Source organism: Methylocella sp., assembly GCF_044226135.1.
Lineage (GTDB): Bacteria > Pseudomonadota > Alphaproteobacteria > Rhizobiales > Beijerinckiaceae > Methylocapsa.
In genome coordinates this window covers 99,024-115,468 of record NZ_JBGAHM010000001.1, presented here as the reverse complement: position 1 = coordinate 115,468, position 16,445 = coordinate 99,024, and the positions used below count along the sequence as shown (strand labels likewise).

Annotated in this window: 15 protein-coding genes and 1 tRNA gene; 10 read left to right on the top strand and 6 right to left on the bottom strand. The window is 68.4% G+C overall.

Features of this window, described 5'->3' with window-relative positions:
• Window positions 1–292: 292 nt before the first annotated feature.
• Window positions 293–368: transfer RNA gene (locus ACILRB_RS00580), tRNA-Thr, on the bottom strand.
• A gap of 435 nt (window positions 369–803) precedes the next feature.
• On the opposite strand from ACILRB_RS00580, the gene pstS reads away from it, so the two are divergent.
• The 6 genes from pstS (at window position 804) to ACILRB_RS00550 (ending at window position 6,062) form a co-directional block, all read left to right on the top strand.
• Complete coding sequence (pstS, locus tag ACILRB_RS00575; RefSeq protein ID WP_395664357.1) at window positions 804–1,838, top strand: phosphate ABC transporter substrate-binding protein PstS; 1,035 nt, start codon at window positions 804–806, stop codon at window positions 1,836–1,838.
• Window positions 1,839–1,892: 54 nt separating this feature from the next.
• Window positions 1,893–2,861, top strand: a complete 969-nt coding sequence (pstC, locus tag ACILRB_RS00570) for a phosphate ABC transporter permease subunit PstC (protein ID WP_395664356.1) — start codon at window positions 1,893–1,895, stop codon at window positions 2,859–2,861.
• A 12-nt stretch (window positions 2,862–2,873) separates the two neighbouring features.
• Window positions 2,874–3,770, top strand: a complete 897-nt coding sequence (gene pstA, locus ACILRB_RS00565) for a phosphate ABC transporter permease PstA (protein ID WP_395664355.1) — start codon at window positions 2,874–2,876, stop codon at window positions 3,768–3,770.
• 16 nt (window positions 3,771–3,786) lie between these two features.
• On the top strand, window positions 3,787–4,620 hold the full coding sequence (gene pstB, locus ACILRB_RS00560) for a phosphate ABC transporter ATP-binding protein PstB (protein WP_395664354.1): 834 nt from the start codon (window positions 3,787–3,789) through the stop codon (window positions 4,618–4,620).
• 119 nt (window positions 4,621–4,739) lie between these two features.
• Window positions 4,740–5,420 (top strand): hypothetical protein, encoded by a 681-nt coding sequence (locus ACILRB_RS00555; protein ID WP_395664353.1) that lies wholly within the window; start codon window positions 4,740–4,742, stop codon window positions 5,418–5,420.
• Between the two features lie 78 nt (window positions 5,421–5,498).
• Complete coding sequence (locus ACILRB_RS00550) at window positions 5,499–6,062, top strand: isochorismatase family protein (protein WP_395664352.1); 564 nt, start codon at window positions 5,499–5,501, stop codon at window positions 6,060–6,062.
• On the opposite strand, the gene ACILRB_RS00545 is transcribed toward ACILRB_RS00550, so the two are convergent.
• On the bottom strand, window positions 6,034–6,879 hold the full coding sequence (locus ACILRB_RS00545; protein ID WP_395664351.1) for a hypothetical protein: 846 nt from the start codon (window positions 6,877–6,879) through the stop codon (window positions 6,034–6,036). The two genes, ACILRB_RS00550 and ACILRB_RS00545, sit on opposite strands and share 29 nt — an antisense overlap.
• On the opposite strand from ACILRB_RS00545, the gene ACILRB_RS00540 reads away from it, so the two are divergent.
• Together ACILRB_RS00540 and ACILRB_RS00535 are read left to right on the top strand one after the other, a co-directional pair.
• Entirely contained in the window at window positions 6,860–7,222 is a 363-nt protein-coding gene (locus tag ACILRB_RS00540) for a 2Fe-2S iron-sulfur cluster-binding protein (RefSeq protein WP_395664350.1), read from the top strand. The genes ACILRB_RS00545 and ACILRB_RS00540 overlap by 20 nt on opposite strands.
• 292 nt (window positions 7,223–7,514) lie before the next feature.
• The gene (locus ACILRB_RS00535; RefSeq protein WP_395664482.1) at window positions 7,515–7,991 is read left to right on the top strand and encodes a ferritin family protein; all 477 of its coding nucleotides are present in this window, start codon (window positions 7,515–7,517) and stop codon (window positions 7,989–7,991) included.
• A 12-nt stretch (window positions 7,992–8,003) separates the two neighbouring features.
• On the opposite strand, the gene ACILRB_RS00530 is transcribed toward ACILRB_RS00535, so the two are convergent.
• The gene (locus tag ACILRB_RS00530) at window positions 8,004–8,681 is read right to left on the bottom strand and encodes a TetR/AcrR family transcriptional regulator (protein ID WP_395664349.1); all 678 of its coding nucleotides are present in this window, start codon (window positions 8,679–8,681) and stop codon (window positions 8,004–8,006) included.
• Window positions 8,682–8,899: 218 nt separating this feature from the next.
• On the opposite strand from ACILRB_RS00530, the gene ACILRB_RS00525 reads away from it, so the two are divergent.
• Window positions 8,900–9,295: a VOC family protein gene (locus ACILRB_RS00525; RefSeq protein WP_395664348.1), complete on the top strand. Its 396-nt coding sequence runs from the start codon at window positions 8,900–8,902 to the stop codon at window positions 9,293–9,295.
• Window positions 9,296–9,323: 28 nt separating this feature from the next.
• Window positions 9,324–10,313 (top strand): 2-hydroxyacid dehydrogenase, encoded by a 990-nt coding sequence (locus ACILRB_RS00520; RefSeq protein WP_395664347.1) that lies wholly within the window; start codon window positions 9,324–9,326, stop codon window positions 10,311–10,313.
• Window positions 10,314–10,368: 55 nt separating this feature from the next.
• On the opposite strand, the gene scpA is transcribed toward ACILRB_RS00520, so the two are convergent.
• The 3 genes from scpA to ACILRB_RS00505 are packed head-to-tail and all read right to left on the bottom strand — an operon-like array spanning window position 10,369 to window position 16,438.
• Entirely contained in the window at window positions 10,369–12,570 is a 2,202-nt protein-coding gene (gene scpA, locus ACILRB_RS00515) for a methylmalonyl-CoA mutase (RefSeq protein ID WP_395664346.1), read from the bottom strand.
• Window positions 12,567–14,435 (bottom strand): methylmalonyl-CoA mutase family protein, encoded by a 1,869-nt coding sequence (locus tag ACILRB_RS00510; RefSeq protein WP_395664345.1) that lies wholly within the window; start codon window positions 14,433–14,435, stop codon window positions 12,567–12,569. Before ACILRB_RS00510 ends, scpA begins: the two co-directional genes overlap by 4 nt.
• Window positions 14,432–16,438 carry an acetyl-CoA carboxylase biotin carboxylase subunit gene (locus ACILRB_RS00505; RefSeq protein ID WP_395664344.1) on the bottom strand — a complete coding sequence of 669 codons (2,007 nt, stop codon included), beginning with the start codon at window positions 16,436–16,438 and terminating at the stop codon, window positions 14,432–14,434. The genes ACILRB_RS00510 and ACILRB_RS00505 overlap by 4 nt, the downstream gene beginning before the upstream one ends.
• Window positions 16,439–16,445 lie beyond the last annotated feature (7 nt).

The following is a 16,445-nucleotide window of genomic DNA, read 5'->3' as shown; positions in this document are numbered from 1 at the left end:
TCCGCCTGCCGCCGACGCGAAAGGCGGGCCGCCGGCGTTTGGCGCCGTCCGCGTCAACCCAGAGCCGGACGCCTCCGCCGTCGGAAAGTTTCACCGGCCGGCCGCTTGGCCCGGCCTTCCTGATTTCGACGTCGGCGAGAGACATGTCGGCGTCGGGTCGCGCCGACGAATGCGGCAGCAAATCGTCGGGACACAATCGGGCCAGCGAGGACAAGCCTCGGACGCCAAGAACGACGAAATGTTAGGAAGTTCAGTCACTGAAGGACGAAATCGAACGTCTTAAGCGGTGATTTGGCGCCGCGTGAGGGATTTGAACCCCCGACCTACCGCTTACAAGGCGGTTGCTCTACCAGCTGAGCTAACGCGGCTCATGAGCGCCGGGCGCTTCGTCTTCCGCCAGCCTGCGCAAGGGCGAATCTCCCCTTGAGCGATGCTCTAACAGCGCTCTGAAGGCTTGGCAATCGGCGCGCCTGCGCACGGCGAACGCCGGAGCGCGGCAAGACCTGTCGTCATGCGTCAGCCCAGCGTGCGGCGGGCGCTCCGCGCCTTGCTTCCGGACTCTCGCTTTCCAGAATTTCGCGTCGCCGTCGCGGTCTGACGCTCTTGCGGTTTTTCGCGCGTCCGACCGGCGAAGCCGCGCCGCGCGCCGCCGGATGACATCTGTGTGTCATTTACCAATGCTAACGCCAAGCTCGCCCCGGTCGCAAGCAGGCGAGGAGGGGCGCCGTGAGCGGGGGAGCATGTGTCCGGCCGCGGCGCGGCTCCCGAGCGCATGTCAAGAACCACCGAGGGATATGCCGGTTATGAAATCATCGTTTTTACGCGCGGCCGCTGTCGCGTTCGCCGGGTTGCTTGCGCTGAACGGCGCGGCGTCGGCCCAAAGCGTCCGCATCGTCGGCGCGGGCGCGAGCTTTCCGTTCCCGATCTACTCCGCCTGGTTCAACAAATTCGGCCAGGCGAACCGCGGCGTTCGCATCGACTATCAGTCGCAGGGGTCGGGCGCGGGCGTCCGCAATTTCATCGCCCGCATCGTCGACTTCGCCGCGAGCGACGCGGCCATGACCGACGAGGAGATCGCCCAGGTCAAGGGCGGCGTCGTGCTCTTGCCGATGACGGCGGGCGAGATCGTGCTCGCCTACAATCTGCCGGGCGTCGCCGAGCTCAAGCTGCCGCGCGAGGTTTATCCGCTGATCTTTTCGGGTGAAATCACGCGCTGGGACGATCCGCGCATCGTGGCGGCGAACCCCGGCGTGAAGCTGCCCGGCCAGCAGATCACCGTCGCGCGCCGCTCCGACGCCTCGGGCACCAATTTCGTCTTCACCAAGCATCTGAGCGAGATCAGCCCCGCCTTCAAGGAGAAGGTCGGGTCGGGCGCCACGGTGCAGTGGCCGAACCAGTCGAATTTCGTCGGCGCGCCGCGCAACGACGGCGTCGCCGCCACCGTGATGCAGACGCCGGGCGCGATCGGCTATGTCGAATACGGCTTCGCCAAAATGGCCAAGCTGCCGATGGCGAAGCTCCAGAACGCCTCGGGCGCCTTCGTCGGGCCGGGCCCGGCGGCTGGACAGGCCGCGCTCGCGAGCGCGGATTTCTCCGGCCCCGACCTGCGCGTCTGGGTGCTCGATCCCAAGGGCGCCGACTCCTATCCGATCGTCACCTTCACCTGGATGCTGTTCTTCCGCGAGCATGGCGGCGACGCGAAAATCCCCGCCGCGCTGCGTGACTTCGTGACCTGGGCGGCCAAGGACGGCCAGGCGATGGCTGACGAGCTCGGCTATATCCCGCTGCCCGAGAAGGTCGCGGCGCGCGTGCTCTCCGAAGTTCCAAACATCCGCTAGCGCCCGAACGGGCGGGCCGAAACGCCCGCCCGACCACAAAGGAAAATGAGTTTCATGGCCAGCGACATCACGGTCGGTCTCCACGGGCGGGACGCAGCCAAGGACCCGACGCCCTTCACCTATGGCGTCGACCGCGCCTTTCGCGGCCTCGCCTTCGCCTGCGCGGCGGCGACGATCGCGCTTCTTGCCTATATTCTGTTCGAGATCGGCATCGAGGCCGCGCCGGCGCTGCACCGCCAGGGGCTGAGCTTCCTGACCTCGGCGGTCTGGGCGCCGTCGCGCGGCCAGTTCGGCATTCTGGCCGAGATCTGGGGAACGCTCTACAGCTCGATCCTGGCGCTTGGCCTCGCGGGCGTGTTCGGCGTCGCCATCGCCATTTTCCTGACGCAGGATTTCCTGCCGCTGAGCCTCGCCTTCGTGTTCCGCACCGTGATCGAGATGCTTGCGGCCATTCCGAGCGTGGTCTACGGCCTCTGGGGCATTTTCGTCGTCATCCCGGCCATTCGTCCCGTCGCTGGCTGGCTGCACGACAATTTCAGCTTCATCCCGCTCTTCTCGACGCCCTTCGGCGGGCCGGGCATGGCGCCGGCCGTGCTGGTGCTCGCCATCATGGTGCTGCCGACAGTGGCGGCGATCTCGCAGGACGCCTTCAAATCCATCCCCTATAAAGTGAAGGAAGCCGCCTACGGCATGGGGACGACCCGCTGGGAGGCGATCCTCAAGGTGCTCCTGCCGACAGCTTCGGGCGGCGTCTTCGCCTCGCTGGTGCTCGGCTTCGGCCGCGCGCTCGGCGAGACCATGGCGCTCGCCATGATCATCGGCAACGCCAATCAGCTGAGCCTGTCCCTGTTCTCGCCGGCCAACACGCTCGCCTCGCTGCTCGCCTCGAACTTCCCCGAGGCCGGCCAGATCGAACGCGAATCCCTGATGCTCGCGGCGCTCGCCCTTCTGGCGGTGACGCTCATCGTCAATGTGGCGGGAGAGATCATCATGTCTTTCGCCTCCAAGCAGCAGACGACCTGAGGAGCGCCCGCAATGTCCGTCGCAGACGTTTCCGCCGCGGCCGCTCCCATGCGGGAGACGCCCGACATGCGCCGCTCCATGGGCGACGCGCGCAACATCATGAGCGCCGTCCTGACCGGCCTCGTCTGGCTGCTCGCGCTGCTCGCCTCCGCGCCGCTGATCTCGGTGCTCTACATGCTCGTCTCCGAGGGCGGCGCGCGGCTCTCATGGGAGACGCTGACGGCGCTGCCGCCGGCGGGCTTCATGCAGGGCGGCGGCTTCGGCAACGCGATCCTCGGCACGCTCGTCATGGTGGGGATCGCCTCGGCGGTGTGCATCCCCATCGGCGTGATCGGCGGCGCCTATCTTGGCGTCGTCGCGCCCAAATCGAAGCTTTCGGCCGGCGCGCGCTTCGTCGCGCAGGTGCTGACGGGCTTTCCGTCCATTCTCGCCGGCGTGTTCGTGTTCGGCGTGCTGGTCAAGGGCCTTGGCACCTATTCCGCGATCGCCGGCGGGTTCGCGCTCGCGATCGGCATGCTGCCGACGGTGATCCTGACCGCCGAACAGGCCATGCGCATGGTGCCGCAGCGCATGAAGGACGCCGCCGTCGGCATGGGCTGCACCACGACGCAGGGCGTGCTGAAGGTGGTGCTGCCGACGGCGCTTCCGGGCGTCATGACCGGCGTGATGCTGGCGGTCGCGGGCGCGGCGGGCGAATCGGCGCCGCTGCTGTTCACCGCCCTGTTCAGCAACTACTGGCTCGAAGGGCTGCTCGAGCCGACCGCCTCGCTCTCGATCCTGATCTTCAATTTCTCGGGCATGCCGTTCCCGAACCAGATCCAGCTCGCCTGGTCCGCCTCCCTGGTTCTCGTGCTCATCGTTCTCGTCTTCAACATTCTGAGCCGCCTCATCGGCGCGCGCAGGGTGTGATTCCAAGGAGCCTCCCATGACCGCCCCCGCCGTCGCCGCGAACCAGTCGACGCAGCCCGCTCCCGCCGCCGTCGCGCCTGCCGCCGCCATTTCGGCCGACATCGAGAAGATCTATTACGGCGACTTCCTCGCCGTGCGCGACGCCCGCGTCGCGGTCGAGAGGGGCAAGATCACGGGCTTCATCGGTCCCTCCGGCTGCGGCAAGTCGACCGTGCTGCGCAGCCTCAACCGCATGAACGACCTCGTTCCGGGCTTCCGGCTCGTCGGCCATGTGAATTTTCTCGGCCAGGACATCTACGCCAAGAACATCGACCCCGTCGCGGTGCGCCGGCACATCGGCATGGTGTTCCAGCAGCCGAATCCGTTCTCGATGAGCATCTATGACAATGTGGCGTTCGGGCCGCGCCTCAACCGCTACAAGGGCGACCTCGACGAGCGCGTCGAGACCTCGCTGCGCCGCGCCGGCCTCTGGAACGAGGTCAAGGACAAGCTGAAGCAGAACGGCCTCGCGCTTTCGGGCGGCCAGCAGCAGCGCCTCTGCATCGCGCGCGCGATCGCGACCGAGCCGACCGTGCTGCTCATGGACGAGCCCTGCTCCGCGCTGGACCCGATCGCCACGCGCATCGTCGAGGAGCTGATGCTCGAACTCAAGACCCATTACAGCGTCGCCATCGTCACGCACAACATGCAGCAGGCGATGCGCGTCGCCGACACGACGGCCTTCTTCTCGGTCGACATCTCGAAGGGCGGCCGCACCGGCTATCTGGTCGAACTCGGCGAGACGAAGCAGATCTTCGACAGCCCGCGCGAGCAGTTGACGCGCGACTATATCTCGGGCCAGTTCAGCTGACGCTGGCCAAAGCGAGGCCCCGACCCTGACGCGTCCGCAAGGCCCGGGGCCGGGATTTTTCCGACCGCGTCCCGAGCGCCTGACGTGAGGCGTGCGCGCCGAACAGGCCCCGATCGCGATTGCGCCCCATCCGCCTCGACCTCACGGCCATACAGGACGCGCTCGCGGAGCTTCCCGCGGCGTGCGCGGCCTTTCCCGACCGCGACGAGCTGTCGCCGACGGTCGTGGAGCGGCTGCTGCTGGGCTACGCCTATGTCGACGATCTTCTGGGGCGGGAGATCGACATTCTCCAGATCGGGGCCTCGCGCCACTGGCTCGAGCTCAACCATATCGCGCTCTGCGGCCCGCGCACTGAGCGCGGCGGCATTTTCTCGCGCCACATCGACGAAACCGAGCGGCGCTTCTACGACGATTCGCTTGGCGGAATCGGCGAACGCATGGAGTGGTTGAAGCGCCACGGCGGCGGCGCGCCCGAAACTGTGGCCGCCGGCCTGTTCCTGCAGATCGTCAGCGCGCCGCAGCTTTTCGTCGAAGGCAACACCCGCACGGCGACGCTCATCGCAAGCTTCGCGCTCGCCGCGCGCGGCCGGCCGCCGCTGGTCCTCACGCCCGGGACCGCCGCCGCCTATTTTCCGATCGTCGACGCCTGTGCGGACGCGGCGCGCGGCGACTGGCGCGGCGCCATCGGCCGGAGCCGCCTCGCGGGCCGTCTCGAGCGCTTCCTGCGCGAGACGGCCGATCCGGGCTTTCTTCTCGACGCCGACGCCGCTTGCCGCCCGATGCGAGGCGGCTCCCTGTAACCGCTCCGGGGGCCCGGGCGTTTCCCTCGGGCGCCTCGCGCGGTAGAAGGGGAATCGTCCCGAGCCGCGAGCCGCGCCATGGCCCTGATCTCCCGCGACGCCTCCCATCTCGTCGTCGTCGACCTGCAGGAAAAGCTCCTGCCGGCCCTGCCTGGCGCGAACGCCATGCTCGCCCACGCCGCGCTGCTCGTCGAGGCCGCGGCGACGCTCGCCGTTCCGACGACCGTGACCGAGCAATATCCGAACGGGCTCGGCGCGACCGACGCCGCGCTTTCGGCTCGCCTCGGCGACGCGCCGCGCGTCGAAAAGCGCGCGTTTTCGGCGGCCCGCGCGCTCGAGGCGAGGCTCGCGGATTTCCCGCAGCGGCGCGAACTCGTCCTCGTCGGAGCCGAAACCCATGTCTGCGTGTTGCAGACGGCGCTGGAGGCGCTGGAGCTTGGCTTTCGCGTCGTTCTGGCGGCGGACGCGACGGGCAGCCGCCGGCGCCTCGACAGGCTGGCCGCGCTGCGCCGCATGGAGCGCGCCGGCGCCCTCGTCGCGACGACGGAGATGATCCTGTTCGAATGGCTGCGCGAGGCGGGGACGCCGGCGTTCCGGGCGCTTATCCCGAAGATCAAAGCGCTCGGCTCCGACCCGAAATGAGCGCGACGGGGGCGCCCAACCGCCGCGCGTCGGAGCGCGCGCGATCAGCAGGGGCGAGCGCGCCGTTCTCGGGCCGGAGCCCGCGGGCTCCGGCGTTCCTGTCGTCGGCCGAGACGGCGCGAATGAACGGCGTCGTGACGGACGGGTTCAGGGTGACGAAGGGGATGCGATAGGCGGAGAGCGCATCGGCGGCGTCATTGAGCGCGTTTGCGACTTGCGCCCGCATGGCTTTTCGTCCGGCCGCCCGCAGCGACTCTTCGAACGCCATGGCGTAAGGAGGATTGTAAAACGCGCCGACGATCACCGCGACGACGCTGAAGCGCCCCGCCAGCATGACGTGCGGAATGAGACCCGGCTGGCGGCCGGGCGCGGCGGCCGCAGCCTCGATCCTCGCCCGCGTGTCGCGCGAAGCTCGCGCCCGGCGTGAAGGGCGCGCGACGCAGCCGACTGCGAAATGGGCGACCTTGCAAGAGGTCGGCGCGCGCTTCGTCATTTGTCTCCTTCCCCTTTCCCGGGCTTCTTCCAAGTCCAGCGTAGCCTTCGGCGGCCGGCGATGAATTTGACGCTCCGCCGATTCAGCGATTCGAGACGCGGGGAGCGTTCGCTGCACGCGCTTTGGGCGCCCGCTTTGATCCAGATCAAAGCGAGCGCCCAAGGCAAAGCTAGGCTGAGGAACGCCGTTATTCTTTGGGAGCAGGCCCATATTCCCTGTATATTGAAATCGATCCAGTTTCGCCGGACGTAGCGGCCAGAAGCGCGCCGCCGACTGCGGCGCGCCGGGATACAAGGAAACGTCAATGCCAGTTGTGACCTTCACCTCTCCGTTCATGCATCGCGACGTGCGCGCTTACGCGACCGCCGGCGACACGCATACCGTGCTCGCCGTGGCGCTCGCGCAGGGCGTCAAGATTCCGCATGACTGCAAGGACGGGGAATGCGGTTCGTGCCTCATTCGCGTCGAATACGCCGCGGGCAAGCCGAAGATGGCGATCTCGCTGACCGAAAAGGAAAAGATCAAGCTTCACGAGATGGGCAAGATCACCAAAGAGCAAATTCGCGCCGCCGAGGTCGACGACGTCGCGCCGCCCTACCGCCTCGCCTGCCAGTTCATCGTCCGCGAGGAAGAAATCACCATCCATTTCGAGGGCGAGCCGGCCTGACGCCAGAGCGCCGCGGGCGCGGCGGACGGCCGGGGGCCTCCCGTTCGCCGCCCGCCGCTTTTTGCCGTCTTTGATTGAACGCATGTTCTTTTTGCGCAAACCTGCGAATCTCTTGCGTTCGTGCGTCGTCAGCGGGCTCCGGCGACGCTCGCAATCATGCGCATGAAGAAAGCGCAGGATGCAGGCGCATGGCGAATTCACGCCTTGGGCACGCATGCCGAATGCGATTTGAACGCCCATATTGAAAACGCTCATGTCTTGAAGACGCCCCATGTCGAAAGGGTCACGGACGATGCAGACCGTCGAAGAGTTTCTCGCCTACGCCGTCAAGCTCGAGGAAGAGGCGGCGTCGCGTTTCGGCGAGCTCGCCGACGTCATGACAGGCTGCGGCAATGCCGAGGTCGGCCGGCTGTTCCGGCGCCTGTCGGATTATTCGCGTCTTCATCTCGCCGACGCCAAGTCCCGCGCCGCCTATCGCGACATTCCCGATCTGAAGCCCGCCGATTATGTCTGGCCCGATCTCGAAAGTCCCGAAGCGGCGGCGATCTGGGCGGCCGATCCCTTCCTCGGCCGCGAGCAGGCGCTTGAGATCGCGCGTGACGCCGAGCAGGCGAGCCTTGATTTCTACTCGAAGATCCTCGAGACGACCTCCGATCCGGAGATCCGGATCCTCGCGCGGGAGTTCGTCGATGAGGAAAGCAGCCACGTCGCCGAGATCAGCAAATGGATCGCGGCTCACAGGCAAGGCGCCCCGCTTCCGGCCGAGTGAGCGCGGCGGCGCTCAGGCGTCGTTGGCGTAGAGCCGCGGCGCGATGGCCTCCGCCGCCGGCTCCCTGGCCGCGCCGACCCAGGCGCCGAGGCCCCGCAGCATGAATTTGGTGAGGAAGGCGAGCAGCGCGCCGGGCCCCACGCCTGGCAGGCGCGTCGCGGAGAACACCGCTTCCGCGCCTGCGGCGATGATCATCGAGGCGAACAGAAACACGTCCTCGTCGGACATGGCGTCGCGCCCGATGAAGCGGCGCAGATCCTGTTCGAGGTCCTGGAGGATGCCGGCGATCGCGGTCGACGGATAAAGCTGCGAGCGCAGATGGTGCTGGTTGCGGTCGGTGAACTCCAGCGCCCCTTCGGTCGCCTGCAGGAATTCGAGATAGGAGCTGTAGGCGATCACCACCAGCTCATCGACGTCGCGGGCGCGGGCGCGGGCGGCGCGGGTGGCCTCGCGAAGGCGCTCGAACAGGTTCTGCGCCACAACCTCGAAGATGGCCTCTTTCGTCCTGAAGTAATTGTAGAAGGTACCGGGCGAAAGGCCGCTCTGCTTGACGATGTCGCGCACGTTCGCGCCGTCGAGGCCGACCGAGCAGAACACGCGCCAGGCGGCCGCCTGAATCTCGGCGCTGTTTTGCTGGCGCGTCTGCTCGCGTTTTTCGGACGCGCGATATTTCCGTCCTGCGCTCGGCATTAGTATCAAAAAATCCTCCGATATGTTAAAGCGATAACGCGCATCTTCAGCGCGTGCAATTGTCTTCCTCGCCGCTCGCGCCAAGGCGCCCGATCGACGTCGCGAGAGCGGGCGCCTGCGCGCGCGGCGACCTGCCGCGGCGTTGCCTTTGACGGCGTTCGCGTCCATCCTGCGCGAAGCCGGCGCGTCCGGCGCCGCCGCGGGGGCCGAAGACAGGCATGACAAAAGCGATTCACATGATGGTGCGCGTCGCCGACGAGCGGCGCTCCGTCGAGTTTTATGAAAACGCCTTCGGCTTCAGGATCGCCGACCGGCTCGGCTTCGACGATTTCACGCTCGTCTATCTGCGCAGCCCGGACGCCGATTTCGAGATCGAGCTCACGGTCAATCATGACCGCAAGGAGCCTTATGTCCTGGGCGACGGCTACGGACATCTCGCCTTCGTCGTCGACGATCTGGAGCGCAAGCGCGACGAACTCGAGACGCTCGGCCTGAATCCCAATCCAGTCAAGGAGATGTTCCACGACGGCGCGCCGCTCGCCCGCTTCTTTTTCGTGACCGACCCGGACGGCTACAAGATCGAGGTGCTGCAGAGGCGCGGCCGCTATCGCTAGCGGCGGACGTCGCGGGCGGGGGAAAGACATGAAGGCGATGGTTTTCGACGCGCGCGAATATGACCGCGCCTCGCTGAATGAAGTCAACGCCCGCTTCGGCCATGACCTGCGGTTCCAGCGCTCCAATCTCGACCATACGACGGCCGCGCTCGCGCGGGGCGTCGACGCCGTCATTCCTTTCGTCAACGACTCGCTCGACGAGCCCACGCTGCGGATTCTGGCCAAGGAAGGTGTGCGCCTCGTCGCCATGCGCTGCGCCGGCCACAACAATCTCGATTGCGCCGCCGCGCGGCGGCTCGGCTTGCGCGCCGTCAACGTGCCGGCCTATTCGCCCCACGCCGTCGCCGAGCATGTGTTCGCGCTGCTGCTCGGCCTCGTGCGCAACGTCGCCCGCGCGCGCGAGCGCGTGCGCGACGGCAATTTCAGCATCGAGGGGCTCTCCGGATTCAATCTTTACGGCAAGACGTTCGGCCTCGTCGGCATGGGGCATATCGGCCTTTGCGTGGCGCAGATCGCGCGCGGCGTGGGCTGCCGCGTCATCGCCCATGATCCCTATGCGCGCGGGTCCGACCTGCCGGCGGAGCTCGTGGAGCTCGACCGGCTTCTCGCCGAGAGCGACGTCGTCTCGCTGCATGCGCCGCTGACCAAGGAGACCCGGCATCTCATTGACGCCGCTCGTCTTTCACGGATGAAGCCTGGGGCGGTGCTGATCAACACGAGCCGCGGCGCGCTCGTCGACACGGCCGCCCTGATCGACGCCCTGAAGGAGCGCCGGCTCGGCGGCGTCGGCCTCGACGTCTATGAGGAGGAGGCGGGCGTGTTCTATCACGATCTGTCGAACGACCTTTTGGACGACGACGTCCTCGCGCGGCTGTTGATGTTCCGCAACGTGCTCGTCACCTCGCACATGGGCTTCCTGACGCGCGAGGCGTTGCGCGACATCGCCGAGGCGACGCTCGGCAGCCTGTCGGATTTCGAGGCGGGCCGCCCGCTCGCGCGCGAGATTCTGCGCGACTGAGCGGGCGGGCGCCCTCGCGCGTCGCGGCCGGAGCCGCGTCGGGCGCAGGCCGGCGTCAGCGCGCGGCCCGCGTCGTCTCCGGTTCGGCGGACATATAGGCCGAGGGCGGCTTCTGGGCGTAGCCGCGGCGGATGTTGAGCTCATTGAGCAACTGCTCGGCGGCGTCGGGGATCGGCGTGCCCGGCAGAAACACGGCCGCGGCGCCGGCCTCGATCAGCGCGGCGACGTCGTCGGGCGGAATGACGCCGCCGATGACGAGCATCATGTCGCCATGTCCGCGCGCCTCGAGCTCGGCCTTGAGCTCCGGCAGCAGGGTCAGGTGGCCGGCGGCGAGCGAGGACACGCCGACGATGTCGACATTGGCGTCGATCGCCTGCTGCGCGGCCTCGGCCGGGGTCGCGAACAGCGGCCCGATGCGCACGTCGAAGCCGAGGTCGCCGAACGCCGAGGCGATGACCTTCTGGCCGCGGTCGTGCCCGTCCTGGCCGAGCTTGACGACGAGGATTCGCGGCTTGCGCCCGTCATTGTCGCTGAATTCGCGCGCGAGGCCCGCGGCGCGGCCAAAGGCTTCGTTGCGGTCGGCCTCGCGCAGGTAGACGCCGGAGATGACTTTCGTCATGGCGGCGTGCCGTCCGTAGCATTTTTCGAGCGCGGCCGAAATTTCGCCGACGGTGGCCTTGGCGCGGGCGGCGTCGATCGCGAGGGCGAGCAGATTGCCTTCGCCGCTTTCTCCCGCCTGCGTCAGGCGCGCGAGCGCGGCCTCGACGGCGGCCGGGTCGCGTTCCGCGCGCAGCTTTTCGAGCTTGGCGACCTGCGCCGCGCGCACCGCGGAATTGTCGACCTTCAGCACGTCGAGCGGGGCTTCGCGTTCGGGCTTGAAGCGGTTGACGCCCACGACCGTCTGCAGCCCGGCGTCGATGCGCGCCTGGGTGCGCGCCGCCGCCTCCTCGATGCGCATCTTCGGCACGCCGGCCTCGATCGCCCTGGTCATGCCGCCGAGCTTCTCGACCTCCTCCATGTGGATCGTCGCGCGGGCGACGAGATCGGCCGTGAGGCTTTCCAGATAATAGGCGCCGCCGATCGGATCGATGACGCGCGTCATGCCGCTTTCCTGCTGCAGCAGGATCTGGGTGTTGCGGGCGATGCGGGCCGAAAAGTCGGTCGGCAGCGCCAGCGCCTCGTCGAGCGAATTGGTGTGCAGCGACTGCGTTCCGCCGAGCGTCGCCGCGAGCGCCTCGATGGTGGTGCGCACGGCGTTGTTGTAGACGTCCTGCGCGGTGAGCGACCATCCCGAGGTCTGGCAGTGGGTGCGCAGCGCGGTCGATTTGTCGGACTTCGGCGAGAATTGCGCCATCGACCGCGCCCACAGAAGGCGCGCGGCGCGAAGCTTGGCGATCTCCATGAAGGTGTTCATGCCGATCGCGAAGAAAAAGCTCAGGCGCGGCGCGAAGGCGTCGACGTCGAGGCCGGCCGCGAGGCCGGCGCGCACATACTCCACGCCGTCGGCGATGGTGTAGGCGAGCTCGAGGTCGGCCGGCGCGCCCGCCTCCTGCATATGGTAGCCGGAAATCGAGATGGAGTTGAATTTCGGCATCTTCTGCGACGTGTAGGCGAAGATGTCCGAGACGATCCGCATCGAAGCGTCCGGCGGATAGATGTAGGTGTTGCGCACCATGAATTCTTTGAGGATGTCGTTCTGGATTGTGCCGGCGAGCTGCGCCGCGCTCACGCCCTGCTCCTCGGCGGCGACGACGTAGAGCGCCAGAATCGGCAGCACCGCGCCGTTCATGGTCATCGAGACGGACATGCGGTCGAGCGGAATCCCCGAAAACAGCGTCCGCATGTCATAGATGGAGTCGATCGCGACGCCCGCCATGCCGACGTCGCCCGCGACGCGCGGATGGTCCGAGTCATAGCCGCGATGGGTGGCGAGGTCGAAGGCCACCGATAGGCCCATCTGGCCGGCGGCGAGGTTGCGGCGATAGAAGGCGTTCGACTCCTCGGCCGTGGAGAAGCCGGCGTATTGCCGGATTGTCCAGGGCTGGTTGACGTACATGGTGGGGTAGGGGCCGCGCAGATAGGGCGAAAGGCCCGGAAATCCGTCGGCTTCCGGAAAGCTGGCGCGGTCTTCCGGCCCATAGGCCGGCCTGACCGAAATTCCCTCGGCGGTGGGCCAGTCCTCCTGCGTCGCGCCGGGACGGGCGGGGACCGCCACGCGGCGGAACGGGATCGTCGCGAAGTCCGGATTTTTCATCATGGCCTCGGCTTTCTGTCCCAGACGCGCTGGAGGAAGGAGACGGAGTCGCTTCCCTTGAAGATGAAATCCTCGACGCCGGCGCGGCGCAGGCCGCCTTCCGCGGCGCCGGGCCAGCCCGAGATCACGACGCGGACGCCCGCGACCGAGAGCCGCCGCGCCGCGGCTTCGGCGAGCTCCTCGAGCTCGGGCGCGAGGCCGGCGGCGTCGCCAAGACAAAGGCAAACGGCGAGGGCGCCCCGGTCGACCCCGGCGGCCGCAATCTGTTCGGGATCGGAGAAGCTTTCGGCGCCCGGCGCCGCGAAGCCGCCGGCCTCGAACACGCCGCGGGCGAAATCGGCCGCGCGGCGCTGGGCGGCGTCGGGGCGCCCGCCGGCGACGGCGAGCAGGGCGATGAGCACGCCGGGCCGCGCGCCATGGGCCGCGAGCCAGGCGTCGGAACGGTCGCGCAGCAGCTCGAACGGCTCGGAGTCGCGCTCGCAGACGAGGGCGCCATGCGCGCGCTGGAGGGTCGCCGGCTCGCGCCGCAGCGGCAGCGTCGCCGGCGTGGTTTCGCCGAGGTTGGGAAAGATGCTGACGCCGGTGATCGGCCGCGCGCGCGAGACGACCTCGTGGCGCCGGCGGGCGCGCGAGGCCGCGAGCGTGTCCTGCCAGAAGCCCGAGGCCATCGCCTTGGGGAAGCCGCCCGCGGTCTCGATTTTCTGGAACAGCTCCCAGGCTTTTTCGCACAGGCCGTCGGTCAGCGCCTCGATCGCGCCCGAGCCGCCCGCCGGATCAAGCACCCGGTCGAGGAAGCTTTCCTGCGCAAGCACCGTTCCGGTGTTGCGGGCGATCCTGCGGGCGAAATCGTCGGGAAGGCCGAGCGCGCCGGTCAGCGGCAGCACGGTCACGCTGTCGGCGCCGCCGATCATGGCCGCCGCGCAGCCAAGCGTTCCGCGCAGGACGTTGGCGTAGACGTCGCGCCGCGTCATCATGCGCCACGAAGTCTCGGCGTGCAGCGCGAGCGGCGCGGGCTCGACGCCGCAGCAGTCCTCGACCAGCGCCCACAGCCGTCGCAGGGCGCGCAGCTTGGCGATCGTGGGCAGGATTTCGACGCCGGCGACGAGCGTGAAGCTGACGGCGGGGGCGGCGCCGTCGTGCGGCCGGCCGGCGCTTTCGAGCGCGCGCATATAGGCGAGGCCTGAGGCGAGAACGGAGGCGAGCTCCTCGGCCTCGGTCGCGCCGGCCTCGCTGTAGGGCCGGCCGTCGGCGCGCATCAGCGGCGTGCGGAAGCCGCGCTCGCGCAGGGCGGCGCAGGCGCGCATGACGGCGCCTTCGTCGTCCTTCCAGTTGGTCGGCGGGCCTCCGCGCAGGGCGAGGGCGCCGATGGGGTCGAAGCCGAAGTCGACGTCGATCAGGCTCGCGTCGAAGCCGCGCCCCTCGACGAGCGCGGAGAATTGCAGCGCGGCGGCGACGCCGCCCGGCGCGGGTTCGAGGCGGACGGCGATCATGTCGAGATGAACGCCGCCGAGCGCCTGGTTGAGGTCTTCGACGTTCTGCGCGCGCAGGCCGAAGCCGCGCGCGGCGGGCGCGCCCGCGAAGGCGATCGAGAGACCGTCCGCGCCGCCTTCGAGATCGGCGTGCGCGAAGCTCTTCGCCTCGAACGGGTCCGGATGGTCCATGCGCTGCACGATGCGGCAGGCCGCGCTCGCGCGCAGCGGCTGGCCGAGGGCGTCCCCGCCCCTGGCGTAGAGCGGGGCGAGGGGGATTCCGTCGGAGGTCGAGAACTCCGGCAGGCGCCCGGCCGGGTCCTTGGCCATGATGCGCGCGACGGCGGAGCGCCAGACGGCCTCGTTTCCGGGGACCGCGGCGGAGCCTGCGGCGCTCATGCGGCGAACTCCAGAATGACCGCGTCGACGGCGAGGCTTTCGCCGGGCTGCGCGACGACCTTGCCGATCGCGCCGTCGCGCTCCGCGCGCAGCACGTTCTCCATCTTCATCGCCTCGACCACGGCGAGCGCCTCGCCGGCTTTCACGGTCTGGCCTTCGCGCACGAGGATTTCGCGCACGAGCCCCGGCATCGGGCAAAGCACCTGCCTGCCGCTGTCGGCGACGGACTTTTCCGGCATGAGCTTCGCAAGCTCGGCCTCGCGGCGCGCGTAGACGCGCGCCTCCGCGAAGGCGCCGCCATGGGACAGCAGCACGCCGTTCAGGATCGTCCGCGCCTGCGCCGCGACGCGCACGCCGTCGATCGCGCCGCGCCACACGGGCTCACCCGGCCGCCAGTCCGAGATCACCGCGACGACCCGCCCGTCCGAGAAGCTCAGGACGAGGCCTTTTTCGGTTTCGGCGGCGACGAAGGCGAACTCCACGCCGCCGATGACGACGCGGCGCTCGGGATCGAACACGACCGGCCGGGCGACGTCCATCTGGCCCGAGATCTCGCGTTTGCGGGCGTTGAGCCGATGGTCGATCGCGCCTGCGATCGCGGCGAGCCGGAGGGCGGTTTCGCCGCTTGCGCCCGGATTGGCGAAGCCGTCGGGATATTCCTCGGCGATGAAGCCGGTCGAAAGCCGGCCTTCGCGCCAGCGCGGATGCGCCATCAGGCTCGACAGGAACGGAATGTTGTGGCGGATGCCGTCGATGGCGAAGGCGTCGAGCGCGTCGTTCTGCGCCTCGATCGCGGCGAGGCGCGTCGGGGCGTGGGTGACGAGCTTGGCGATCATCGGATCATAATAGATCGAGATTTCGCCGCCCTCATAAACGCCCGTGTCGTTGCGCACGGCCACGTCGCCGAAGACGCCCTCCTGCGGCGGGCGATAGGTCGAAAGCCTGCCGGTCGAGGGCAGGAAGCCGCGCGTCGGGTCCTCGGCGTAGATGCGGCTCTCGACCGCCCAGCCCGAAAGCTTCACGTCCTCCTGCCGCAACGGCAGCTTTTCGCCGGCGGCGACGCGGATCATCAGCTCGACGAGGTCGAGGCCGGTGACGAGCTCCGTCACCGGATGCTCGACCTGAAGGCGCGTGTTCATTTCGAGAAAATAGAAGCTCTTGTCCTGCCCCGCGACGAATTCGACCGTTCCGGCCGAATCATAGCCCACCGCCTTGGCCAGGGCGACGGCCTGCGCGCCCATTTTTGCGCGCGTCGCGGCGTCGAGCAGCGGCGACGGGGCCTCCTCGATCACCTTCTGGTTGCGGCGCTGCACGGAGCACTCGCGCTCATTGAGATGGATGACGCTTCCGTGCTTGTCGCCGAGCACCTGGATTTCGACGTGGCGCGGATTGACGATGAATTTCTCGATGAACACGCGGTCGTCGCCGAAGGAGGACTTCGCCTCGGATTTCGCGCGCTCGAAGCCTTCGGCGACCTCATCGATCGTATGGGCGACGCGCATGCCCTTGCCGCCGCCGCCGGCCGACGCCTTGATCATCACCGGCAGGCCGATCTCGGCGGCGATGCGCGCGGCGTGCGCGCCGTCCTCGATCACGTCGAGATTGCCGGGGACGGTCGAGACGCCGGCCTCGCGCGCGAAGCGCTTCGACTCGATCTTGTCGCCCATCGCCTCGATGGCGCGCACGTTGGGGCCGATGAACACGATTCCCGCCGCCGCCAGCGCCTCGGCGAAGGCCGCGCGCTCCGACAGAAAGCCGTAGCCCGGATGCACGGCCTCGGCGCCCGTGCGCCGGCAGGCGTCGACGATCCTGTCGATGACGAGATAGGACTCCGCCGCGGCGGCGGGGCCGATGGCCACGGCTTCGTCGGCCATTTCGACATGGCGCGCGTCACGATCGGCTTCGGAATAGACGGCGACCGTCGAAATTCCCATCCGTCGCGCCGTCGCGATGATGCGGCAAGCGATCTCGCCGCGGTTCGCGATCAGGATTTTTGCGAACATCGTCAGC